23 protein-coding genes are annotated in these 22,775 nt (G+C 37.2%); 15 read left to right on the forward strand and 8 right to left on the reverse strand.

The window, feature by feature from the left end:
* Positions 1 to 2: 2 nt before the first annotated feature.
* Genes EWU23_RS00795 through lepB form a run of 4 tightly spaced genes read left to right on the forward strand, consistent with a single transcriptional unit; the run spans position 3 to position 3,314 of the window.
* A complete protein-coding gene (locus EWU23_RS00795; protein WP_166227843.1) occupies positions 3 to 659 on the forward strand; it encodes a DUF5683 domain-containing protein in 657 nt (218 codons plus the stop codon).
* Positions 660 to 663: 4 nt separating this feature from the next.
* On the forward strand, positions 664 to 1,383 hold the full coding sequence (gene dapB / locus EWU23_RS00800) for a 4-hydroxy-tetrahydrodipicolinate reductase (protein WP_166227846.1): 720 nt from the start codon (positions 664 to 666) through the stop codon (positions 1,381 to 1,383).
* 1 nt (position 1,384) lies between these two features.
* Positions 1,385 to 2,167 (forward strand): phytanoyl-CoA dioxygenase family protein, encoded by a 783-nt coding sequence (locus tag EWU23_RS00805; protein WP_166227848.1) that lies wholly within the window; start codon positions 1,385 to 1,387, stop codon positions 2,165 to 2,167.
* Between the two features lies 1 nt (position 2,168).
* A complete protein-coding gene (gene lepB / locus EWU23_RS00810; RefSeq protein ID WP_166227851.1) occupies positions 2,169 to 3,314 on the forward strand; it encodes a signal peptidase I in 1,146 nt (381 codons plus the stop codon).
* A 53-nt stretch (positions 3,315 to 3,367) separates the two neighbouring features.
* On the opposite strand, the gene EWU23_RS00815 is transcribed toward lepB, so the two are convergent.
* Both EWU23_RS00815 and EWU23_RS00820 read right to left on the reverse strand, forming a co-directional pair.
* Positions 3,368 to 4,549: a class I SAM-dependent rRNA methyltransferase gene (locus EWU23_RS00815; RefSeq protein ID WP_205753044.1), complete on the reverse strand. Its 1,182-nt coding sequence runs from the start codon at positions 4,547 to 4,549 to the stop codon at positions 3,368 to 3,370.
* 19 nt (positions 4,550 to 4,568) lie between these two features.
* The gene (locus tag EWU23_RS00820; RefSeq protein WP_166227853.1) at positions 4,569 to 5,465 is read right to left on the reverse strand and encodes a zinc dependent phospholipase C family protein; all 897 of its coding nucleotides are present in this window, start codon (positions 5,463 to 5,465) and stop codon (positions 4,569 to 4,571) included.
* 54 nt (positions 5,466 to 5,519) lie between these two features.
* On the opposite strand from EWU23_RS00820, the gene rpsT reads away from it, so the two are divergent.
* Positions 5,520 to 5,777: a 30S ribosomal protein S20 gene (gene rpsT, locus EWU23_RS00825; RefSeq protein ID WP_109322831.1), complete on the forward strand. Its 258-nt coding sequence runs from the start codon at positions 5,520 to 5,522 to the stop codon at positions 5,775 to 5,777.
* A gap of 85 nt (positions 5,778 to 5,862) precedes the next feature.
* Complete coding sequence (gene radC, locus EWU23_RS00830; protein ID WP_166227855.1) at positions 5,863 to 6,564, forward strand: RadC family protein; 702 nt, start codon at positions 5,863 to 5,865, stop codon at positions 6,562 to 6,564.
* Between the two features lie 147 nt (positions 6,565 to 6,711).
* Here radC and hisB read toward each other — a convergent pair whose 3' ends face one another.
* Entirely contained in the window at positions 6,712 to 7,824 is a 1,113-nt protein-coding gene (hisB, locus tag EWU23_RS00835) for a bifunctional histidinol-phosphatase/imidazoleglycerol-phosphate dehydratase HisB (RefSeq protein WP_166227857.1), read from the reverse strand.
* A 120-nt stretch (positions 7,825 to 7,944) separates the two neighbouring features.
* On the opposite strand from hisB, the gene EWU23_RS00840 reads away from it, so the two are divergent.
* The gene (locus EWU23_RS00840) at positions 7,945 to 9,195 is read left to right on the forward strand and encodes an OmpA family protein (RefSeq protein WP_166227859.1); all 1,251 of its coding nucleotides are present in this window, start codon (positions 7,945 to 7,947) and stop codon (positions 9,193 to 9,195) included.
* A gap of 172 nt (positions 9,196 to 9,367) precedes the next feature.
* A complete protein-coding gene (locus EWU23_RS00845; protein ID WP_166227861.1) occupies positions 9,368 to 11,167 on the forward strand; it encodes a DEAD/DEAH box helicase in 1,800 nt (599 codons plus the stop codon).
* A gap of 43 nt (positions 11,168 to 11,210) precedes the next feature.
* Here the strand turns inward: EWU23_RS00845 and EWU23_RS00850 are convergent, their stop codons facing one another.
* Positions 11,211 to 11,663, reverse strand: coding sequence for a hypothetical protein (locus EWU23_RS00850; RefSeq protein ID WP_166227863.1), 453 nt, complete (start codon positions 11,661 to 11,663; stop codon positions 11,211 to 11,213).
* On the reverse strand, positions 11,663 to 12,049 hold the full coding sequence (apaG, locus tag EWU23_RS00855; RefSeq protein ID WP_166227865.1) for a Co2+/Mg2+ efflux protein ApaG: 387 nt from the start codon (positions 12,047 to 12,049) through the stop codon (positions 11,663 to 11,665). Before apaG ends, EWU23_RS00850 begins: the two co-directional genes overlap by 1 nt.
* Before the next feature lie 4 nt (positions 12,050 to 12,053).
* Between apaG and EWU23_RS00860 the strand changes: the two genes are divergently transcribed.
* Positions 12,054 to 12,758, forward strand: coding sequence for a uracil-DNA glycosylase (locus EWU23_RS00860; protein WP_166227867.1), 705 nt, complete (start codon positions 12,054 to 12,056; stop codon positions 12,756 to 12,758).
* Here EWU23_RS00860 and EWU23_RS00865 read toward each other — a convergent pair.
* Both EWU23_RS00865 and EWU23_RS00870 read right to left on the reverse strand, forming a co-directional pair.
* Entirely contained in the window at positions 12,753 to 13,049 is a 297-nt protein-coding gene (locus EWU23_RS00865) for a DUF4286 family protein (protein ID WP_166227869.1), read from the reverse strand. The two genes, EWU23_RS00860 and EWU23_RS00865, sit on opposite strands and share 6 nt — an antisense overlap.
* Entirely contained in the window at positions 13,046 to 16,006 is a 2,961-nt protein-coding gene (locus tag EWU23_RS00870) for an FAD-binding and (Fe-S)-binding domain-containing protein (RefSeq protein ID WP_166227871.1), read from the reverse strand. The genes EWU23_RS00865 and EWU23_RS00870 overlap by 4 nt, the downstream gene beginning before the upstream one ends.
* A 145-nt stretch (positions 16,007 to 16,151) precedes the next feature.
* Here EWU23_RS00870 and EWU23_RS00875 point away from each other — a divergent pair, with 145 nt between their 5' ends.
* Positions 16,152 to 17,396: an ABC transporter permease gene (locus tag EWU23_RS00875; RefSeq protein ID WP_166227873.1), complete on the forward strand. Its 1,245-nt coding sequence runs from the start codon at positions 16,152 to 16,154 to the stop codon at positions 17,394 to 17,396.
* A 46-nt stretch (positions 17,397 to 17,442) separates the two neighbouring features.
* Here the strand turns inward: EWU23_RS00875 and mdh are convergent, their stop codons facing one another.
* Positions 17,443 to 18,378 (reverse strand): malate dehydrogenase, encoded by a 936-nt coding sequence (gene mdh, locus EWU23_RS00880; RefSeq protein WP_166227875.1) that lies wholly within the window; start codon positions 18,376 to 18,378, stop codon positions 17,443 to 17,445.
* Between the two features lie 156 nt (positions 18,379 to 18,534).
* Between mdh and EWU23_RS00885 the strand changes: the two genes are divergently transcribed.
* From EWU23_RS00885 to ruvA, 5 genes are all read left to right on the forward strand, one after another.
* Positions 18,535 to 18,954 (forward strand): YkvA family protein, encoded by a 420-nt coding sequence (locus tag EWU23_RS00885; RefSeq protein WP_166227878.1) that lies wholly within the window; start codon positions 18,535 to 18,537, stop codon positions 18,952 to 18,954.
* A 71-nt stretch (positions 18,955 to 19,025) separates the two neighbouring features.
* A complete protein-coding gene (gene tatA / locus EWU23_RS00890) occupies positions 19,026 to 19,232 on the forward strand; it encodes a twin-arginine translocase TatA/TatE family subunit (protein ID WP_109322843.1) in 207 nt (68 codons plus the stop codon).
* 79 nt (positions 19,233 to 19,311) lie between these two features.
* Positions 19,312 to 20,727, forward strand: a complete 1,416-nt coding sequence (gatA, locus tag EWU23_RS00895; protein WP_166227880.1) for an Asp-tRNA(Asn)/Glu-tRNA(Gln) amidotransferase subunit GatA — start codon at positions 19,312 to 19,314, stop codon at positions 20,725 to 20,727.
* Between the two features lie 4 nt (positions 20,728 to 20,731).
* Complete coding sequence (locus EWU23_RS00900; RefSeq protein WP_166227882.1) at positions 20,732 to 22,162, forward strand: lytic transglycosylase domain-containing protein; 1,431 nt, start codon at positions 20,732 to 20,734, stop codon at positions 22,160 to 22,162.
* Between the two features lie 2 nt (positions 22,163 to 22,164).
* The gene (gene ruvA, locus EWU23_RS00905) at positions 22,165 to 22,752 is read left to right on the forward strand and encodes a Holliday junction branch migration protein RuvA (protein WP_166227884.1); all 588 of its coding nucleotides are present in this window, start codon (positions 22,165 to 22,167) and stop codon (positions 22,750 to 22,752) included.
* Positions 22,753 to 22,775: the final 23 nt, after the last annotated feature.

Here is a 22,775-nt window from a genome sequence, read left to right on the forward strand (position 1 = left end):
CCATGAGGCATGCCACTATCCCCGCATTTCGGGCATTCATTTATTTTTTGCTTTTTTTTCTTTGCTCCTGGGCATCCAAGGCTAATGATGTGGCAATGGATACAGTAGTTAAAGTACAAGAAGTGAAACTTGATAGTTTGCCCAAGAAAAAAATGATTCCTTATAAAATTATCCCGCGTCAAGCCACTTTAAAGTCGTTGATGATTCCAGGTTGGGGACAGTATTACAATCGTCAATATTGGAAATTGCCTTTAGTAGCTGGAGCATTTATCACGTTAGGTATTATAGCTAATTATAATAATGTGCGCTATGAAAAGTATCGTGCCTATTATTACATTGCTTCTCCGCATCCGGATGATCCCACCTATGTACCGCCTGCTACAGTTGCGGTGCCTTATGAAGATGGATTAGTGCGTGATTTAGACGTCAATCAATTGAAGCGATTAAACGATGGATATCGAAGAAATAGAGATTATACCTATATTGGGATGGTTTTAGCTTGGGCTTTTAATGTGGTAGATGCCAATGTGAGTGCTCATTTAAAGACATTTGATGTATCAGATGATATAACCCTGAAAATAAAACCCACTTTTGAATATCAGTCTTTTTCAAATGGTTTAGTTTCTGGTGTATCTTTGTCGTTTAATTTTAAAAAGTAAAAGAATGAAAATAGTTTTGATTGGTTATGGTAAGATGGGTAAGGAAATTGAGCGTATTGCTCTTAGTAGAGGCCATCAAATTGTAGCTAAAATTGATATTGACAACCCAAATGAATTGCTTGGATTAAGCAAACAAGACGTGGATGTGGCTATTGAATTTTCAAATCCTCAGTCTGCCTATTCTAATATTTTAATCTGTTTAGAAAAGCAGATACCGGTAGTTTGTGGTACTACAGGTTGGTTAGAAAAGAAGTCTGAGGTAGAGGCCCTAGCTCAAAAAAACGATGCTACATTTTTTTATGCGTCCAATTATTCCATAGGCGTGAATTTGTTTTTTGCTTTAAATAAGCATTTGGCCAAATTAATGGCTCCCCATACTCAATATGATATTTATACCAATGAAATTCATCATACAGAGAAAAAGGATTCGCCTAGTGGAACAGCCATAACCATTGCAGAAGGGATTATTTCAGCTTATCCTTCCAAGGATACTTGGGTGAATAATGAGATTCCTCAAAGCAATGAAGTGGCTATTTGGTCTCAGAGAGAATCCACAAAACCTGGAACTCATACCGTAAAATACATTTCAAAAGTGGATCAAATTGAAATTACTCATGAGGCATTTAGTCGGGAAGGATTTGCTTTAGGAGCTGTCATAGCAGCGGAATGGGTGAAAGATAAGAAAGGTGTTTTAGGTATGGAAGATATGTTAAAATTAGCTTAATATGCACGATATCGAATTCATAAAAAAGGAGTTAGATGAACAAGGAGTAGTGGTTATTCCAAGTTTTTTTGATCCAGCATTAATTCAAAAGTTGCAGGCAGCAGCCAAACAAATTTTCCAAATTCAATTTGATCATTTTGGAATTCAAGGAGACTACTTGAGTCAAATGGTACAATTGTTTGAAAACCATATTGATGAGTTTATCAATTGTGGAAAATTGATCCAAACGGGTTTAGTAGAATTATATCAAATAGCGGTTCATCCAGATTTGATTCAATTGATGCATGAAATTGGGATGCAAGTACCTAATATGTGTACTCGGCCTGTCTTGTTTTTTAATCATCCTTCTCTGGCCAAATCGGAGCATTTTTATAAAACACCATTGCATCAGGACTGGGTATCGATGTTATCTTCTTCCGATTCCGTAGTAGTTTGGATTCCGCTGATGGATGTAGAAGTAGCTCATGGACCAGTGGTGTTTTATCCAGGATCACATAAATTAGGTCCATTGACAGATAAAATTGACAATGGTTTTGCTGAAGTGCCTTTTGATCGAAATTCATACCCTAGATTGCAACCTGAATTAAAAGCAGGAGATATTGCGGTCTTTTCTACTTTGTTAGTGCATGAGTCAGGAGTAATTACCAATAATGAAATACGTTGGTCTTGTCATTTTCGTTATACGAACATGCTTGATCCAGACTTCATCGATAGAGGGTTTCCGCATCCGTATATCCATAAACCATCACAAGAGTTGATTGATAAATTTTTGAAAAAGAAATAAAATGAAACAAGAGGAAACTAAACGTCCTAAACAAAAGTCAGCTTTTAGAGAATGGCTTGATTCCGTAGCTTTTGCTGTTGTAGCAGCTACGCTTATCCGATTTTTTTTATTTGAAGCTTATACCATTCCCACACCATCCATGGAAAGCTCCTTGATGGTCGGTGATTTCCTTTTTGTTAGCAAAATGCATTATGGAGTTCGAACTCCTAAGACACCATTGCAACTACCCTTGACTCACCAGAAAATTTGGTTTACTAATTTGCCCTCGTATTTACGTTGGTTGGATTTGCCGGTTTTCCGACTTCCAGGATTTACTGAAGTTAAAAAAGGTGATGCTGTCGTATTTAATGCACCCAATTGGGAAGAAGATGGAGATGCACCGCTCGATTTACGTACATTTTATGTGAAGCGTTGTGTAGCTACTCCAGGTGATGTGTTAGAGCTTAGAGATCAACAAGTGTATATCAATGGAAAGGCACTGGAAAATCCAGAAAGAATGCAACACCCTGTTTTCTTAAAGACAAAAGAAGACTTGGATGAATCATTTTTTGACCAATATGGGATCCGAAATTCAGCGGATGCTAGTTTTGAATCTTCTGATTGGTTGCCATTGGCTGATTCCACCAATCAACTAGTAGGTTATAAGCTCAATACAAGCAAGAAACATGTAGATGAAATCATGAAATTGCCTTTTAAAAAGGAAATTGATTACAATTCATTTAAGGATCCTAAAGGAGTAACTTATTTAGACATATTTCCTCATGATACTACTCAATTTAAATGGAACAGAGATTTCTTTGGGCCATTACAGGTGCCAAAGGAAGGATGGACAGTACAATTAGATGCTAAATCAATTCCGCTATATCAGGAGGCTATTAGGAGTTATGAGGAGAATAAAGATATTACATTGGAAGGTGGAAAATTAATGAAGGACGGGAAGGCTTTGATATCCTATACCTTTAAACAGGATTACTATTTCATGATGGGGGACAATCGCCATAATTCAGCAGATTCTCGTTTTTGGGGATTTGTTCCAGCCGATCACATTGTTGGCAAGGCGGTATTTGTTTGGATGTCTTTAGATCCTAACAAAGGCTTGTTTTCGGGTAAGATTCGTTGGAATAGAATCTTTCGATTTGTTGATTAACTAGTGTATTTCTAAGAAAAAAGCCATCTGAAATGATTCTCAGATGGCTTTTTTTATATCACTCGTAACACAAATCCTTTTAAGTAATTACTTTCTGGATGAAATAAGTTGATAGGGTGGTCAGGGGCTTGGGTCATTTGATGAATCACTTGAATTTCTCTGCCGACGGCTATTCCTGCTGCCACTAACATATTCAAGAATAATTCTCTCGTAATCACTTGCGAGCAAGAATAGGTAAAAATCAATCCATTTTTCTTGATTTGTTGAATGGCTAATTGATTGATCTTTTGATAGCCTTGAAGCGCTTTATGCTTCGTACTGATAGACTTGGCAAAGGCAGGAGGGTCCAAGATGATGATATCAAATTCATCTTGATTGTTTTTAAGATAGGGTAGAGTTTCTCCTACAATGGCCTCATGTTTCTTTTTCCCAAACTTATTCAAGCTAATATTGGCATTGACCAAATCAATGGCTTTGGCAGATGCATCCAATGAAATGACAGATGCCGCACCTGCTTTTAAAGCATACAAAGAAAAACCTCCTGAATAACAAAATGTGTTTAGTATTTGCTTATCCTTGGCGTAATGAGCTAATAAAGCACGATTATCTCTTTGATCTAAAAAGAAACCGGTTTTTTGACCCGTTACCCAATTTACAGAAAATTTGACCCCATTTTCTTGAATATCATAGGGTACAGTGGCTATGCCAAATACATAATCATTCTGACAATTTGCCGCAAAGTTCGGAGGTAAAGTTTCCTTACTTTTATCATAAACGGCTTTCAATAGCTCACCAAAGACTATTTTAAGGGCGTTCACTATGGCCTCTCTATTTCGATACATACCAATGGTATGAGCTTGAAAAACAAATACATCTTGGTACACGTCAATGATTAATCCAGGGCAGCCGTCACCTTCACCATGAATTAAGCGAAAGGCATTGGTTTCTGAAAAATTTAATTGCTGCCTTAGTTCCCAAGCTCTAGCTATTTTATGAACCCATAAATCTTGGAGATCCACAACAGGGGCAAATGAGACTATTTTTACAGCGATACTTCCTACATGATAATGTCCTAGACCGAGAAATTCCCCTTTGTCGCTTAGTACATTGACCCAATCTCCATCTTGTAAGTTTGGGCTTTGCTGGTAAATCGCACCTGAAAATATCCAGGGGTGAAACCTTCTCACAGGGGCATCTTTGCCTCTTTTTAAATGTATACTTTGCTCTGTTATCATGCTGTAAAATTGCACATTTTTATTTAAAATCACTTTGTCCACCCAATATCCAAGCTGTAAATAGTAAATCACCTAAGTGCTGGATGGCAAATTTAAATTGATTCTCAATTTGCTGATGCAAAGACTTATGGTAGGCTAAACTATAGGCCTTACTGTAGGTTTTAACTAATGAATTGCCTTTTTTTTCAAAACTGTATTTTTTGTTTTCAGGAGTTTTTAGATGTAAATCTTTTTCATTTTTTAAGAGTTCAGGAATTAATTGGTGGGCATGCAATACCCATTCCCAAGTAGATTGTTGTGTATTCTCTAGATAGTTAGCTGGTCCTATCCAATCCTCCATGGAGTCACCTAATAATTCAGGTATGCGAGATTCCCAAAAACTGTGCAAGCCTTGTTGTCCCGTTTTTTGCCCATCGTAATTAGAGGTGGTATGCAGTGGAACATGGGCATCTGCTACATAATGGCCTAATTCTGCCGATAATTTTATGATTTGTAAGGTGTCATTATTTCTAAATGCTTGAATCAATCGGTGATGAACTTGAGGAATACGCCAAGGAACGATTCCATGTTTCTGTAGACTATCCTCTTGGATTTGTTTAATAGCCTGCTCCCAAGTAGTATGTTGTATGGATTTGGGATATTGATCTAGGTCAATGTAATGACGGGCTGCCTCAACATCCAAGATATACCTTCTTTGATCGGGTAGCACGGCCCATTCTTCTAATTTGGAGAGATGTCTTTTGTAAAATTTACTTAAAGTAGGAGGTAAGGTGAAGATTGCCAGCTTGTTGATTTTTTTATGAGCATAGAATCCCCATGGATTTAAGCTTAAACTAGGACTGCTGAATAAAAAGAGGCTAGAAATCAAGTAAATTATCTGGCTTTTTTTGAGTAAAACCTTGTGAGTATAAATCATATTGTTTACTTTTGCATTTCAATTTTCAAAAGAATAGAAATTTTTTAGTTAAAAATGGCAAATCATAAATCAGCACTAAAGCGTATTCGGGCAAATGAAGCAAAGCGTTTGCGCAATCGTTATCAGCATAAATCTACTCGTACATTGATCAAGAAATTGAGATTGACTACGGACTCATCTGTAGTGGTAGATTTGTTCAAACAAGTTTCTTCAGCTTTGGATAAATTAGCGAAGAAGAACATCATTCACAAGAATAAAGCTGCCAACCAGAAGTCTAAATTAGCTAAGTTGGTTAACAAAGTCGCTGCTTAATAGCACGATTATCATATATTTGATAAACCCTGCCTATGGCGGGGTTTTTTCGTTTATGGCCCTTACATTCGCTTAAAAAAAGCCAATGAAGTACGAAGGTTCTAACTTAGGAATTAAAGAGCTCAATGTAGAGGATCGTCCCAGAGAGAAGCTAAACTTAGTGGGAAAGGATTTATTAGGGGTGGACGAATTGCTTGCCATTTTGATTCATTCCGGGATTCCCAATAAATCAGCTTTACTGATGGCCAATGAATTACTGAATTCTATTGGAGGGAATTTAAGTACCCTAGGTCGTTTTTCTTTACACGATTTCATGAAGTTTAAGGGCCTTGGTAAGGCAAAGGCTACCATGTTGGTAGCTGCTCTGGAATTGGGGCGCAGGAGGATGTCATATGAAGCTTCTCAGGCTATCCAAGTGATTCAAAGCTCTAAAGATGCTTATCGCTTATTTCATCCCCACCTCTTTGATTTAAACCATGAAGAATTTTGGGTCATGCATTTAAATCGGGCATCAAATTTATTGAAAATGCAACGATTGAGTATGGGAGGAGTAGCTGGTACGTCGGTCGACTTAAAACTATTGTTTAAGTCTGCTTTAGACACCATATCCAGTTCATTGATTATAGCTCATAATCACCCATCTGGACAATTGAAACCAAGTAAAGCAGATCGGGAATTAACGCAACGGATTGTAGAAGCAGGTAAAATGTTAGATATCCAGATTTTGGACCATGTAATAATAACTGCTCAAGGGTATTTCAGTTTTGCCGATGAAGGCTGTTTATAAAGAAAGAGGCTTATTTACCTCTTTCTTTATAAATTTTTTGAAGTTTTGAACCAATAACAATTGAAATTGCGAACAAAATAATAAAAAATGCTGCTCCTGAATAACCCATAGTTGTATGTTTAATTACGTGCAAAAGTACTAAAAAAATTAAAGCAGGCCTTTAGTACTTGGTAAAGAATTTAAATTATTTACGTCTCTTTGGACCGCTAAACGAATCGACTTAGCAAAAGCTTTAAAAATAGCTTCTATTTTATGATGTTCATTTTCACCTTCTGCTTTGATGTTCAAATTGGATTTGGACGAATCTGAAAAGGATTTAAAAAAATGAGAGAACATTTCTGTTGGCATTTCACCGATTTTTTCACGTTTGAAATTGGCTTCCCAAACCAACCAATTGCGTCCAGAGAAGTCGATAGCCACCTGTGCTAAACAATCATCCATGGGTAGTAAAAATCCATAGCGATTGATTCCTCGCTTATTTCCTAAGGCAATGGCAAAAGCTTCTCCTAAAGCAATACCGGTATCTTCAATGGTATGGTGTTCATCAATGTGTAAATCTCCTTGTACATGTACCGATAAATCCATGTTGGCATGTTTGGCAATTTGATCTAACATATGATCAAAGAAACCAAGGCCTGTTTGGTTATTGGCCTTACCACTTCCATCCAAATTTAATTCTATATGGATTTTTGTTTCATGCGTATTTCTATTGTGAGAGACCTTTCTGGCGGGTAATTGGAAAAATTGAAATAGTTGATTCCAATCTTCACATTGTAAGGCTATTGACTTTTCTAATTCAATGGGAACCTCTAAATTACCCAATAAAATCCCCTGACAACCTAAGTTTTTAGCTAATTGAATGTCGGTTAATCGATCTCCAATCACCAAGGAATTGGCTAAGTCGTATGCTGGAGAAAAGTATTCGCCTAAAAGCCCAATACCTGGTTTTCTGGTAGGTAAATTTTCATGAGGGAAACTCTTATCAATATGTATTTGGGCAAATGTAATCCCCTCAGATGCTAGAATTTCCAACATTTTTTGTTGGGCAGGCCAAAATGTTTCTTCTGGAAAAGAGGAGGTTCCTAAGCCATCCTGATTAGTCACCATCACCAATTCATAATCGGTGATTTCGGTGATTTTTTTCAGATTGGAAATAACATGAGGCAAAAACGATAGTTTTTCATAACTATCCACCTGCTGGTCAGTGATGGGTTCAATGATAATAGTTCCATCACGGTCAATGAATAATACTTTCTTCATCTAGCAAAGTTAATGATACATTTTCATGGAAGTAAGAAATATGAAAAAAATACGAATCAATATGTGCTAAAAGTGATGGGACTAATGTAATTTAGGGGATAATTATACCCAAAGAGGCAGATGTTTACAATTTTGGAAGCTGGCGAGAGAGAGATTTTTATTCAACGTGTAGCACAATTAACCAACGAGAGTGTCGATAAAATACAGGAATTATTGCCTGTTTGGGAATCCATCATTTTAGGGTCATCCTTAAAGCTTATTCGAAATCGAATTCGATTCAATGCTTTATATAATTTCATACATCAAAAGGCTGTTCCTAGTAAAGAGATAGAAATCATATTTTCTAGTCCAGCAGCTAGTGTCAACTGGGAAAAGATTATATCTTATGGAGAAGGTTTATTTGGCATTTTAATGCCCGATAAAAAAAGTGCTATTGCTTTATTGGTTTCTCGAGAATTGAAATGTAAAAGTTCTTTAGTTGTTAAAGGGTTGAGCATATGTTTTGCTATGTATGGGAATCGATTGAAGGTTGTGGACCTAGCTAGTATGAAGGATTGGAATTCATTTGGGGAACATTTTTTTGCTCAAAAGCATGATTTTTCGACCTTATGTCCTCCTAAATTACAAGGTCAAATATCGGAAATCTTACTTTTATCTGACGTATTTAAGCATGAATCAAGTTCGTTTCCAATTAATACAGATGAAATCGAATTGAATGCGGATGAAGAAGGAAGTTCTTCTACCAATTGGAAAATGATTGGTCTTATTTTAGGATCAATTATGCTAGCTTCGGTGATTGCTTGGTTTGTGTATGCCAAAATGACTAAGGAAGATGAAGTGGTGAGTGCTGATACGGAAGAAATCATTCCTATAGATAGTTTGGCCAAGCTGCGTGATAGTTTGACTAAATTAAGTGCTGATTCTGCCAGAATTGCATCTGATTCTTTAACTCATTTAAGTTGGCCAGATGGAAAGGCATTTGACGTGCCGAAGACTTCGACTTTAGTTCCTATGTTTGAGTATTTGACGGATACCACGAATACCGAATCAAGTGAATTGCGAGTTAGCGAAATTTCTTTTGATGCTGAAACCAATCAATTAGTATCCCCTTTTGATGCCTTTTTTAAGAAGATGGCAGAAGGCTTAAATAAATACAGAGATGTGCAAATTCGCATTTTTGCATTTGCTGAAAATGACTCTAAATCTGCCTTGAAACGAGGTTTTGTAGTCAAGAATCGCTTGGTAGGAGAAGGGGTTTCTCCCAACCGAATTGAGGTAAAAGCATCAGGAAATAACGTAAATCCAGAGGCTTCTGTTCCGATTAATTCACAGATACTTTTGGTCTTGTCTAAGAAGGCTGTATTAAAATAATACAATTTATTTGCTTCTCATTTTTTTATAAAGTACTTTTGTGCTTTAGAAATACAAATACATCCTCACAACTCTTTTTTTACATTAATTGTAAAATTCTTTTCTCTGGTAAAGGGCTATCGGCAAGAGTTAATTACGGATGTGTTCGGGCAACGTAATTAAAAAACAACAAATGAGTAATCAAATTCGCTTTGATTCGCTTCCGTTTTCGGAAGGAATCCTGGCTGCTGTTAATGAAATGGGCTTTGAATTCGCTTCTCCCATTCAATCAGAAGCTATTCCATTTATTTTAGAAGGTCGTGATGTGATCGGCCAAGCACAAACTGGTACAGGTAAAACTGCCGCGTTTGGTATTCCAATGATTGAGCATGTCGCTCCATTCGAAAAATATGTGCAGGCCATCGTGTTATGTCCTACACGTGAATTAGCACTTCAGGTGACTGAAGAATTAAAGAAATTATCCAAATTCACTAAAGGTGTTTGGGTTACTACTGTTTATGGTGGAGACTCCATTGAACGTCAAATAAAGTCTTTAAAGGCTGGAGCAAACATTGTAGTTGGTACTCCTGGTCGTGTGATTGACTTAATCGAACGTCGTGCATTGAAATTAGGTCAGGCTTCCATGATTGTATTGGATGAAGCTGACGAAATGTTAGATATGGGTTTTAGAGAAGATATTGAAAGTATCTTACAAGAAATACCTGAAGAACGCCAAGTAGTATTATTTTCTGCAACGATGTCTAAGCCTATTCTGGCTTTAACTAACCGTTATTTAACCAATCCTAAATTAGTGAAGGTGGTTAAAAATGAAATTACGAATGTGAACATTGAGCAATTGTACTTTGATGTCAAAGGACGTGCAAAAATGGAAGTTACGACACGTTTAATCGATTTTTATAACCTAAAATTGGTGCTTATTTTCTGTAATCAGAAGAAAAGGGTAGATGAGGTAGTGGAAGAATTAGTGTTGCGTGGATATGCTGCTGAAGGTTTACACGGTGATTTACGTCAATCTCAGCGTACACAAGTAATGAATCGTTTCCGTAACGGAAATGTAGGTTTCTTGGTAGCTACTGACGTGGCAGCCCGTGGTTTGGACGTAGAAAATGTAGATGCGGTTATTAATTATGATATCCCATTGGATGAAGAATATTATGTACACCGTATCGGTCGTACAGGTAGAGCAGGAAAATTCGGTAAAGCTTTTACTTTGGTAGTAGGTTCGGAAAGAAATCGCTTGCGCGAAATCATGAATTACACGAAAGTGAAAATCGAAAAAGGAGTTATTCCTACTTTTACGGATGTAGTGGGTATTAAAAAAGGTATGTTCATTGAACGTGTTGCTGCTACTATTCAAGAAGGAGATTTGGATGTATTTAACGATGCATTAACCAATCTTCATCATGCTGGATTTACTACGGAGCAAATTGTTGCTGCCTTAGTGAAAATTAGTATGGGTGTTCAAAAGAATGAGTTTGGTGATGAAAATCTGGAAGGAGAATTAGAACGTCAATCTCGTAAATATGGCCGTGATGACCGTGGAGGAGATCGTGGAGGAGATCGTGGAGGATACCGTGGTGATCGTGGCGGAGACCGTGATGGTCGTCGTGGCGCTGGTCGCTTTGAGAGAGAATCTCGTTACGGTGGACGTGATGACCGTGGTGGCGACAGAGATCGTGGACCTCGTGGACCAAGAAATGACAAAGAAGGCAAACCTTATCGTTCAGATGAAAATATGGTTCGTATGTTTGTTAACATAGGTTTCAATGAGAAAATTTCTCCTTCAAACATCGTAGGTGCTTTTGCTGGCGAATCTGGAATTCCAGGTAGTGTTTTGGGGCAAATTCAAATTGAGAATAAGCATACTTATGTAGATGTGCCTAAAGAATATGCGAATGTCGTTTTAGAAAAAATGGCTGGAGCTCAAATTAAAGGAAAACGCGTATTAGTAGAAATTGCTAAGCCCGTTTAATTTTTTGAGAATTTGATGAAAAGGCGACCTCGGTCGCCTTTTTTTATGTATATGATTTTTTTAGCATAAAATGCTGTTTACTCGCCAATGGATTAAATCGTAAAATTCCCATATCAAACAAATCTATGCTGTGAATCACTCGTGGGTCATCTACCAGGGTATCCCAAATATCTTGACTTAGAGTAGTCTCATAAGGATTTAGTATAAATAGAATGGAATTAAATTGGGCCTTAGGTAGTAAATCTTGATCAATTTGTTGATAAATTTCAGGACTTAGACGTGGAATAACCAAAGGGAAAACTTCACCTGAATCAATTTCTTGGGCATAATATTGACTTATGCCTTGGATAAGTTCATCCGTTTTTATTTTCTTAGAAATTCTCTTTTGTAATATCGGGTTGATCACCTCTGAATATAAGTTAAATACAGAAGGGGAATGTAATCCATGACTTGTTTGTGCTTGTAATAGAAAGAAGATTTTTTGAAATAAACGCATTAATTTAAAATATAAGCTGGTGCTAATTCAAATGGGGGAATTTTGACAGAAAAGGTGGATTGATTTTCTAAATTTAGGAAGGTGTAATGCCCACTCATTTTGCCTAAATTACCAATAATAGGACAGCCAGAAGTATAGGTAAAGGATTGATTAGGTTCAATGATGGGTTGTTGACCTACAACTCCCAAACCATTGACATGTTCCGTTTTCCCTGATCCATCTTGGATTTTCCAGAATCTACTTACTAATTGTGCAGGTTGCTTACTGAGGTTTTTGATTGTAATTTGGTAAGAGAAAAAATGTTGGTATGGTTTTTGAATTTCATATTCCGACATATGATGTGTCTCTACAGCAATATAAAAACCATTCGTGATAGATTCGGTCATAAGTATGGATCAATTCAAGAGTAAAATAGTTCGAAAATTACCTGATTTACTAATGAATGATTGGAAAAATATTTTCCTTTCTGAATTAGGCGAATCTTATTTTGAAAGCATGCAGGAGAAGTTGTCTACCATTATGCAGACGGAAGACGTATATCCGCCTCAGGATGCTATTTTCCAAGCATTTAATCTTTGTTCTTTTGCCGATACCCAAGTAGTCATCATAGGTCAAGATCCTTATCACGGAAAAGGGCAAGCACATGGCCTTTGTTTTTCTGTTCCACTAGGCATACCGCTTCCTCCATCATTGAGAAATATTAAAAAGGAATTACATCTGGATTTAGATGTGTTTTTGACGAGTCAAGATGGTGACTTAAGTCAATGGGCTAAACAAGGAGTTTTGATGTTGAATTCTATCTTAACCGTTTCTGATTCGAAACCCGGTTCGCATGCAGACTTGGGATGGCAACAATTAACTTCTTTGTCCATTGAAAAAATCAGTGAAGAAAAGGAAAATGTGGTATTTCTTTTATGGGGCAATTATGCTCAAAATTTGGCAAAAAATATTGATGCGGATAAGCATCTGCTTTTGTGTTCTTCACATCCTTCACCACTGTCAGCGAATAGGGGAGGTTGGTTTGGGAATAAGCCTTTTTCAAAAACGAACGACTACTTGTTAGCACATCAAAAAGCAGCTATACATTGGTTATAACTTCTTTAACTGACTAGGGAAATAGACATGTTGATTCGGAAATTCTTCTACTAGAAATCCAGATACAAGAGCTTCAATAATGGACAATTGCTTCTCGAATTCGGGTTCAACCCAACATTGCAAGCTAAAACCCTTAGAGTCAGGTTCCTGATGTGAGGTGATTTCAAATAAATAGACGCGAGAAATAAAGGATTGTTTTTCTATTTCAGGGACAATGATTTTTTGTAAGGCAATGATGGCTTTTTCTTCCGCTGAATTTTCAAAAAAGAGCGATAAGTTGTATTGAATCATAATTTTATCTGGGGATTGGCTAAGGATTGATATAAAATCTCAACGGTATGATAAGCTTTTTTATCGATGCCGTCTTTGATCTGATGCCTGCAAGAAGTACCATTACTTGCCACAATGGTTGAGCTCGGTTTTGACAAAATAGTTGGGAATAGAACTAGATTGGCTATTTGTTTGGAGATCTTAAAGTGTTTTTTTTCATATCCAAAGGAACCGGCCATTCCACAACACCCTGATGGGATTAGTTCCACTTCATGTCCTTCTGGAAAGGATAAAACCTGTCTAGTAGAACTTAAGCCAGCAATGGATTTTTGATGACAATGTCCGTGTAGGACTATTTTTCTGCTTTTTGATCCAAAAGATGATTTTTGTATTCTTGCGGCTTTTATTTCTTGGGCTAAGAATTCATCAATCAACAGACAGTTAGCTTTTAATTGGAGTGCATCATGTCTAAGTACTGGGTCTACTAAATCTGGAATCTCATCACGGAAACTAAGTATGGCGCTTGGTTCCAATCCAATAAAAGGTGTTTCAGAACTGATGATATCCCTTAATGCCCGAACATTATGGTTGGCGAGTTTCTTGGCTTCTATGAGCATTCCTTTTGACAAATAACTTCTACCACTGATAATCCCATGGGGTATTTCTATGCCATAGCCAAGTTCATTTAACAGGACAATCGCCTTTTTACCTATAGCTACATCATTGTAATTAGTGAATTCATCCGCAAAAAAGTAAATCATTCCCAAGGGCATTTCCTTTTGGTTTACATATTTTTTGTAAGTTGAAAACCATTCTTCTAGACTTGTAAACGAAACCTTTGGAATGCTTCTTTCCCATGAAAATCCCATGAAGCTTTTGATGACAATACTGCTCAATGGGAACTCGATTGCAAAATTATAAAGTGGTGAAATTTTTCGGACCCAGTTTTGAATTCGAGGAAAATGACCAATCAGCTGGGTTCGCCAGGGTGTACCTTGGTCGATATAACTTTGTTGAAGTGTTTCCGCCTTTAGTTTGCTGATATCAACTCCTGAAGGACATTCTGTTTGACAACCTTTACAGGAAAGACATAAATCCAAAATGTCTTTTAGTTGTGGTTCAGAAAATGGCTTTTCTACATCGGAACTAAGAATTTGTCGCAGCATATTGGCTCTCGCCCTAGTACTGTCTTTTTCTTGTTGTGTGGCCATAAAACTAGGACACATAGTTCCGCCAGTTAAGGCAGTTTTTTTACAGTCACCAGAACCAGAACATTTTTCTGCTAAGGTCAGAGGGTCGTTTAGTGCGCCATAATCAAAGAAATAATGCTTCTTTTGTGGACTTTTTGCTTGAATTCTAAATGCCTCATCCATAGGTGGGGTATGAACTATTTTTCCGGGATTCAGCGTATTGTATGGGTCAAAAATATGCTTGATTTCTTGAAATAGGTCATATATTTCAGCCCCCATGATTTCAGGAATAAATTCACCGCGAAGTCTGCCATCTCCGTGTTCTCCACTTAATGAACCTTGGTATTTTTTTAGTATTTGAACAGTTTCTTGTAATAATTGTCGGAATAGTTTTTTTCCTTCTTCCGATTTTAAATCTAGAAAGGGCTCAATGTGTAATTCGCCAGCACCAGCATGAGCATAAAATGCGGCATTCACCTGATGTTTTTTGAGTAGGTCTTGAATATCCGCCACATAATTTGGTAAATCCTCTGGGTCCACGGCACAATCTTCGATTAGATTAACTGCTTGTTTGTCTCCAAGAATATTTCGGATTAAACCTAAACCAGCTTTACGGATATCCCAGCCTTTAGCGATTTCCTCTCCAATTAAAATAGGAGAGGCATATCCTATACTTTGAGCATTCAATTTTTCAATAAATCGATTGGCTTTATTTTCACCATTGGATGCCTCATCTCCTCTAAATTCAACCATCAAAATTGCTTCTGGTTTACCTTGGATAAAATCTCGATCCTTTTGGAATTGAGGATGACCCTCTGTGAAGGAAAGAATGAAGTCATCCACTAATTCGGAGGCAGTAGGTTGGCATGATAATGCCACTAAGTTAGCTTGCAAGGATTCTTGGATGGAATGACAATGCACACAAACCAAGCATACATCGGTTGAAGGAAGGTCCAGTAAATGAAGTCGTAGGGAGTGAACCACTGCCAAAGTGCCTTCTGATCCCGCTATCAATGCGGAAAGATTAAATGGTTTTCCAGTAGGGTTGAAAGGTTGCATTTCCACCAAAGCATCTAAAGCGTAGCCCGTATTTCTTCGTTTAATGCTCGGTTTGGGAAATTTGTTTCTGATTAATTCTTGCAAAGTGGGATTATTCAAAATCCGATGCAACTCACGATATATGTTACCTTCTAAATTTTGAAGGCTCGTTTTCTTGTAAAATTCTTCATTGCTCAAGGGATGAGTATAAATGTCTGTACCATCAGCTAGAATAGCTTTTGTTTCTAGCAAGTGGTCACGTACATTTCCCCAGACAATGGAATGTAATCCGCAAGAATTATTACCAACCATTCCACCCAATAAGGCCCTATTGGCGGTGGAGGTTTCTGGTCCAAAGAACAATCCCGTTTTTTTGATGGATGTATTTAAATCATCTCTTACAATACCAGGTTCTACCCAAACAGTTTTTTCTTTTTTGTTTAATGAAATGATTTTACTCATGGCGGAAGAAATCTCCATCACGATGCCTTCTCCTACCACTTGACCTGCCAGTGATGTTCCTGCACCACGTGGAATAATGCCTAATTTATTGTTTTTAGCAAATTGAATTAGACGTTTAATGTCTTTTTGCGAAGCTGGAATGGCAACAGCTTTTGGCTGAACTTGGTATACCGAGGCGTCAGTGGCATAAATTTTTCTGGCTATTTGAGATGATTGAGAGGTATCAAAATATAATTTACCCTCAAAATGAGCAGATAATACGTGATATTCTCGTTGACTCCAGGCCATAGGTATGAATTAAGATTCAAAATTACAAAAATCCAGTCTTACCTTCATATTGCCATTCAAAGTTTATACCATCTATTCATACAATTAGAAGAATATAAATTGAAATAGCTTAGTAACTTTAAGCTTATTGCGCAAATTCATAGCTATGAAATTTCTAAGACAAGTATTTGAAAGTTTAGTTTTCGCCTACCAGGCACTTCGTTCTAATATCATGCGTACCACCTTGTCCTTGTTGGGTGTTAGTGTGGGTATTTTTGCCATAGTAGCTGTTTTTACAGCTGTGGATTCATTAAATGGCAAGATTCGTTCGGAGATTGATTCATTTGCGGGTTCTGGAGTTTTGTATGTGGGCAAATGGCCTTGGTTGATGCAAAATAATTATCCTTGGTGGAAATATTTGAACCGTCCTGAGATGAAATATTCGGAATTTAAATATTTGAAAGAAAATCTAACTTCCGCTCAGGCAGTAGCTATTATTGATGGAGGAAGAACCGCTTCTGTCAATCGGGGAAGTAGTAGTATGGATATTAATATTACAGGTGCCAGTTATGATTATAATCAAGTAACTAGCTGCCCCATTAGTGAAGGAAGGTATTTTTTACCCATCGAATCAGATAATGGACTTAACGTGGCGATTATTGGCTCCAAAGTAGCCGAAAACCTGTCCAATGGAGAGTCAATGATTGGTCAAGTAATCAAATTGAACGGAATAAAGTTTTCGGTGATAGGCATCATTGAGAAAAAGGGAAATGATATGTTGGGTTTTGGAGGTACACCCGATGAGAAAGTAATTATTCCTTATATCACTTTTGCTACGATTTTTCAGAAGGATAGACCTCAACCTGATATTTCGATTAAAGCTTTTGAAGACGATGTCAATCAACAAAATTTAGAAGGAGATATTACTGGAATGATACGAAGTTTACGCTCCATTAAACCCAAGCAAGAGGATTCTTTTTCTATCAATCGGATGGATGGTTTGAATCAGTTTTTTGATGGGATATTTTCTGTGCTTAATGTAGCTGGAGCTTTAATTGCAGGTTTTTCGCTATTAGTTGGCGGATTTGGTATTGCCAATATCATGTTTGTATCGGTGAAAGAAAGAACTAATATCATTGGGATTCAAAAGTCTTTAGGAGCCAAGAATTACTTCATTATGTTTCAATTTTTATTTGAAGCAGTATTTTTAAGCTTAATAGGAGGGATTGTGGGGATTGGATTGGTGGTTTTAATTACTTTCATTCCTCAAGAGGCGTTGCCCTTGAGTTTAAGCTTTAAAAATATTCTTAGCGGTTTAATGATCTCTAGTTTTATCGGAATTTTATCTGGGATTATACCAGCTTGGGTGGCAGCCAAGATGGACCCTGTTATTGCTATCCGCTCTAAATAGGAAAAGGCCATCGAATGATGGCCTTTTATTGTTTATTTCGTAGGAATTATAAACTCAAAGTACTTAAAACTGAGTTCATATTGCGAACAGCATCAGCTGATTTGTTGAATGCAGCTTGCTCGTCTTCCGTTAATTGATAATCAACGATTTTCTCCCATCCGTTTTTACCTAAAACAACAGGTACACCCAAACAGATGTCTGATTGGCCATATTCTCCGTCAAGAGATACGCAACATGACATGATTTTTTTCTCATCACGTACAATAGCTTCTACCAAAGCGGCACCAGCTGCACCTGGTGCATACCAAGCTGATGTGCCTAATAGACCTGTTAATGTAGCACCACCTACCATGGTATCCGCAGCCACTCTATCTAATGTTTCAGTAGACAAGAATTGACTTACTGGAACTCCGTTATACGTAGCTAAACGTTTTAAAGGAATCATGGTTGTATCACCATGACCACCAATGACAGTTCCGTGGATATCATTGATGGATACGTCCATGGCTTTCGCTAAATAACATTTGAAACGAGCAGAGTCCAAAGTACCACCCATACCAATGATGCGATGCTTGTCTAATCCTGCTACGGACTTAGCTAAGTAAGTCATGGTATCCATTGGGTTAGAAATGATCACAATGATTGGGTTTTTAGAAAATTTCAAAATATTCTCTACAACACTCTTAACAATACCAGCGTTAACCCCAATTAATTCTTCACGCGTCATACCAGGTTTTCTTGGTAAACCAGAAGTAATGACAACCACATCTGAATTAGCTGTTTTAGAATAATCGTTGGTAGAACCTACTAATTTGGTATCAAAACCTAATAGAGAGGCGGTTTGGAACATATCTAAGGTTTTGCCTTCGGCAATTCCTTCTTTGATGTCCAATAAAACTAATTCATCTGCTAATTCTTTTCTAGCGATGTTGTCAGCACATGTAGCACCTACAGCACCAGCTCCAACTACGGTAATTTTCATTGTTGTATGATTTTAATGATTCTTATGAGCAAAAAACTCCCCTAAATTACGACAAAACCGTTATATATTTGTAAAAGTATATGGATTATATAATTAAGGACAAAGCCTGCTAGATTTTGGTATTCAATTTGTACATTTATGGATAATTCAATGTTTATGACGAGAAAAATCACTTTTATTGATCGGATTTTGAGCTCCCAATTTTTCAAAGAAGCTTTGGATAAAGGTGAGGACTTAATGGCTAACAATAAATATGGTTTATTAAACTTGGTGAAAAGAGCTTTACAAAAAGTGAATGCAACAGCCGCACAGAGTAATCTTTCTGTGGTTCGTTTATTAAATCATTATATTGTATTGTTTAGTCAATTGATTAAGGCGTATGTACAAGGAACTTATCGTAAATTACCTGCGATAACTCTAGCAAAAATTGCCGCAGTTTTGATTTACTTTATATCACCTTTTGATTTCATACCGGATTTATTGCCTATTATTGGTTTTACAGATGATTTGGCATTGGTCTTATGGGTTGGTGGATCAATCAAACAAGAACTGGATGAATTTGAAAAACAAATGTAATCTTTGGCCTTTAGAGAAGGATTTTTAATTAGTATTGAATATATTTACAAAATTTTTAAATACAGAAAATGATGAGCATAGCAAGTATATTGTTGTTTTTGAACGGATTAGGTGGTGGAGAACTTTTATTAATCGGTTTAGCCATACTATTGTTCTTTGGTGGAAAGAAGTTGCCTGAGTTAATGCGTGGACTAGGCAAAGGTATCCGTGAATTTCAGGATGCTAAGAATGAAGTGAAAGATCAAATCAATAAAGAACTAGACGAGACTAAGAAGTAATTCTTGGTTAAACTTAATTAATCTGCATAGTTGGACTTGTCCAACTATGCTTTTGTGTTTTATTGAATACCCCATTTGGATGAATATATCCCTGTTAAAATACCGTGATTTAAGAAATTTGCTGGACCAAGGTCAATTGACCTGTGTGGACGTCGTAACTTATTATTTGTCTCAAATTGAGGCACATAATGCGAAGTTAAATGCATTTTTAGAAGTTTATGCTGCTGAAGCTTTGGGAAAAGCAGCCCTTATTGATGTAAAGATACAATCAGGTACCGCTGGTGAATTGGCCGGATTGGTGATAGGGATCAAAGACCTACTTTGTTATGAAGATCACCATTCCTATGCAGGGAGTAATATTTTAGATTCGTTCAAATCGACCTTTTCTGCGACGGCAGTGCAACGACTATTGGATCAAGATGCCATAGTCATTGGTAGACAAAATTGCGATGAGTTTGGTATGGGTTCAACCAATGAAAATTCTGCCTTTGGTCCTGCATTGAATTTTAAAAATACAGCCCATGTGGCTGGAGGAAGCTCTGGCGGCTCTGCTGTGTCCATACAAGCTAATATGTGTCATATTTCCCTTGGAACAGATACAGGTGGTTCTATCCGAATGCCAGCCGCTTTTTGCGGAGTAGCTGGATTAAAACCTACCTATGGTCGCGTTTCTCGTTGGGGATTAATTGCATATGCTTCTTCTTTTGATACCATTGGTCCCATGGCTCGCCATGTGGAAGACCTAGCACTAATCTTGAAATTTATTTCTGGTGCTGACGGGCAAGATAGCACAGTCGTGTCTGTGTCAGAGTTTGCTGTCAAGAAGCCAAGCAATGGTAAAAGAATAGCCTACATTAAAGAAATGGCAGAACATCCTAGTTTGCAAGCCGATATTAAAAAGGCTTTTTTTGAGCGATTAGATCAATTGAAAAAGAAAGGATATGAAGTAATTGCTGTTGATTTTCCCTATGTAGAAGCTTTGTTACCGACTTATTATATTCTAACCACAGCAGAAGCAAGCTCTAACTTATCCCGATTTGATGGTGTGAAATTTGGTCATAGAACCTCATTTGCTACTAAGGATTTGTTGGAAATGTATAAAAAGACACGCGATGAAGCATTTGGAGAAGAAGTCAAGCGAAGAATCATGCTTGGCACCTTTGTTTTAAGCGCTGATTATTATGATGCTTATTATACCAAAGCTCAAAAGGTTCGACGTTTGATTAAGGAGTTTACGCAAAGTTTATTGCAGGAAAATGATTTTTTAGTTTCCCCAACAACATCTTCTACAGCCTACCGTTTGGGAGAGAAAACACTAGATCCATTGCAAATGTATTTAGGGGATTTGTTTACAGTACAGGCCAATGTGGCAGGTTTGCCTGCCATCTCTATTCCTATGGGAGAGGATGCCCAATCTTTACCTATGGGATTTCAAATTATGGCAGATGTTTTTCAAGAAGAAGCCATGCTGGATTTAGCCACGGAATTAGTTTAATGCCTTGAATAAGAAGAGCTTACATATAGTTTTTTTTCTGCTACTTATTGCTAGTTCAATAGGGAAGGCTCAAGTATGGAATTCATTCAAACCTATTTTAGATGAACGTGTCATAGATTCCTTAGCGCAATATGAGCAAGGTTCTCCGACAGCTTGGATGATAGATCCGGCATTGATTGAAGGAAGATTGAAGCAAATGAAGAATCAAATTCCTTTGCCATATAATTTTTACGTACATCAGTTTGTGGAATACTTTGCATTTAGGAAGTCGGACTTTACTCAGCGTATGTTGGAAAAGCGAGATTTGTATTTTCCTATTTATGAGAAATACTTGAAGCAATACAATCTTCCAGACGAGTTAAAGTATTTATCCTTGATTGAATCAGGTCTGGATCCCAAAGCATTATCCAATAAAGGAGCAGGAGGTTTGTGGCAATTTATGCCTTATACAGCCCGAGGTGATTTTGGTCTGCGTGTAGATTCTTATATAGATGAGCGCTTTGATCCTGAACGGGCTTCGGAAGCCGCAAGTAAGTATCTCAGGCAATTGTACCGCATATTCGGTGATTGGCATTTGGCATTAGCTGCCTATAATACAGGTCCTGGAAACGTGAAAAGAGCTATTCGAAACTGTAAAGGCTCCGATGATTTTTGGGGGATTTATCCTTGTTTACCGAAGCAAACTAGAGCTTATGTTCCTCAGTTTATTGCAATGGCCTATATGATGAATTATCATTGGGATCATGCCATACATCCTGAAACCTGGGCTAGTCATGTTCCATCTGATACCCTACAAATTAATGGTTATTTGAATCTAAGTGTTTTTGCTTCTTTAACCAAGATATCCATGGATACCTTGAAAAAGCTTAATCCTCACGTTTTGACCCATTATTTGCCTAAAGATTCTAAGTCTTTTGTATTAAAAATACCTAAAAACAGAACGGATTTTTTCCAATCGAATCGTAAGCAAATCATGGATTCGGCTGGACTTGCGGCAATCTCTCTTCAACCCGTATTGGCTACTGATACTATGGCTAGCATGAAAATGCGCATGGTTAAAGTGCGCTATAAGGTTAAAAAAGGGGAAACCATTTACGAAGTAGCACGCAAATTTGAAATATCCGTTTTTGAATTAAAAAGGATTAACCGTTTACGAAGAAATCGCTTGAAAAAAGGCCAAAATTTATTTGTTTTGGAAAAGCAATGGTTCCCAGTGAAATCCATCGCCAAAGCGGCTGATACCTCCATCGTTCCATTAACGAGTAAGCAATTAGTTTCCCAAAAGAAAAAAGTAAGGTATTATTTAGTTCGTTCTGGGGATACTTTATCCGACATTGCGGAAAAGCATGACGGATTGACTGTGGCTAAAATTAAAAAATTAAATCGATTGCGTTCTGCCGTTTTACGACCAGGGATGCGACTTAGAATATCCTAAAGATGATTGCATATCTGCAAGGTAAATTAGCTCATAAAGACCGTACTCATATCATCATCGATGTGAATGGAGTAGGTTATGAGGTTAAAATTTCACTACAAACCTATGATAGTTTGGCAAATGGGCATGAATCCATTAAGCTTTTCACTCATTTACAAATTAAGGAAGACTCACATACCTTGGTAGGCTTTCATAGCATGGATGAAAAACTATTATTTTTAGACTTAATCAGTGTTTCAGGTATTGGCTTAAGCACTGCCTTAGTGATGTTATCTTCCTTTTCTTCAGGAGAAATTAGGGCTGCCATCATGAATGAAAATATTAGTTTGATTCAATCGATTAAAGGTATTGGTTCTAAAACGGCTCAGCGTGTCATTTTAGAATTGAAAGATAAATGCAAAAAGGATGCCTTGTTTGTTGAGGCGGGTTTAGCATCCCATGATCAATCTTATGGTGTTAAACAAGAAGCTTTAGCAGCACTTGTTACTTTAGGAATTGCTAGGGGAGTAGCTGAGAAAAGTCTGGATAGTTTACTGAAAAGTAATCCAGATGCTTCTATTGAGCAATTAATTAAGTTGGCTCTTCGTTAAATTGGTTTAAAATTGTTTCCCGG

Origin of the sequence: Aquirufa beregesia (genome assembly GCF_011090385.1) — a bacterium.
Classification (GTDB): domain Bacteria; phylum Bacteroidota; class Bacteroidia; order Cytophagales; family Spirosomataceae; genus Aquirufa; species Aquirufa beregesia.

Excerpts from the sequence above, each read along its gene's own strand:
- EWU23_RS00795 (WP_166227843.1), top strand. The coding sequence starts at position 3 with ATGAGGCATGCCACTATCCCCGCATTTCGGGCATTCATTTATTTTTTG.
- dapB (WP_166227846.1), top strand. The coding sequence starts at position 664 with ATGAAAATAGTTTTGATTGGTTATGGTAAGATGGGTAAGGAAATTGAG.
- EWU23_RS00805 (WP_166227848.1), top strand. The coding sequence starts at position 1,385 with ATGCACGATATCGAATTCATAAAAAAGGAGTTAGATGAACAAGGAGTA.
- lepB (WP_166227851.1), top strand. The coding sequence starts at position 2,169 with ATGAAACAAGAGGAAACTAAACGTCCTAAACAAAAGTCAGCTTTTAGA.
- EWU23_RS00815 (WP_205753044.1), bottom strand. The coding sequence starts at position 4,549 with ATGATAACAGAGCAAAGTATACATTTAAAAAGAGGCAAAGATGCCCCT.
- EWU23_RS00820 (WP_166227853.1), bottom strand. The coding sequence starts at position 5,465 with ATGATTTATACTCACAAGGTTTTACTCAAAAAAAGCCAGATAATTTAC.
- rpsT (WP_109322831.1), top strand. The coding sequence starts at position 5,520 with ATGGCAAATCATAAATCAGCACTAAAGCGTATTCGGGCAAATGAAGCA.
- radC (WP_166227855.1), top strand. The coding sequence starts at position 5,863 with ATGAAGTACGAAGGTTCTAACTTAGGAATTAAAGAGCTCAATGTAGAG.
- hisB (WP_166227857.1), bottom strand. The coding sequence starts at position 7,824 with ATGAAGAAAGTATTATTCATTGACCGTGATGGAACTATTATCATTGAA.
- EWU23_RS00840 (WP_166227859.1), top strand. The coding sequence starts at position 7,945 with ATGTTTACAATTTTGGAAGCTGGCGAGAGAGAGATTTTTATTCAACGT.
- EWU23_RS00845 (WP_166227861.1), top strand. The coding sequence starts at position 9,368 with ATGAGTAATCAAATTCGCTTTGATTCGCTTCCGTTTTCGGAAGGAATC.
- EWU23_RS00850 (WP_166227863.1), bottom strand. The coding sequence starts at position 11,663 with ATGCGTTTATTTCAAAAAATCTTCTTTCTATTACAAGCACAAACAAGT.
- apaG (WP_166227865.1), bottom strand. The coding sequence starts at position 12,049 with ATGACCGAATCTATCACGAATGGTTTTTATATTGCTGTAGAGACACAT.
- EWU23_RS00860 (WP_166227867.1), top strand. The coding sequence starts at position 12,054 with ATGGATCAATTCAAGAGTAAAATAGTTCGAAAATTACCTGATTTACTA.
- EWU23_RS00865 (WP_166227869.1), bottom strand. The coding sequence starts at position 13,049 with ATGATTCAATACAACTTATCGCTCTTTTTTGAAAATTCAGCGGAAGAA.
- EWU23_RS00870 (WP_166227871.1), bottom strand. The coding sequence starts at position 16,006 with ATGGCCTGGAGTCAACGAGAATATCACGTATTATCTGCTCATTTTGAG.
- EWU23_RS00875 (WP_166227873.1), top strand. The coding sequence starts at position 16,152 with ATGAAATTTCTAAGACAAGTATTTGAAAGTTTAGTTTTCGCCTACCAG.
- mdh (WP_166227875.1), bottom strand. The coding sequence starts at position 18,378 with ATGAAAATTACCGTAGTTGGAGCTGGTGCTGTAGGTGCTACATGTGCT.
- EWU23_RS00885 (WP_166227878.1), top strand. The coding sequence starts at position 18,535 with ATGACGAGAAAAATCACTTTTATTGATCGGATTTTGAGCTCCCAATTT.
- tatA (WP_109322843.1), top strand. The coding sequence starts at position 19,026 with ATGAGCATAGCAAGTATATTGTTGTTTTTGAACGGATTAGGTGGTGGA.
- gatA (WP_166227880.1), top strand. The coding sequence starts at position 19,312 with ATGAATATATCCCTGTTAAAATACCGTGATTTAAGAAATTTGCTGGAC.
- ruvA (WP_166227884.1), top strand. The coding sequence starts at position 22,165 with ATGATTGCATATCTGCAAGGTAAATTAGCTCATAAAGACCGTACTCAT.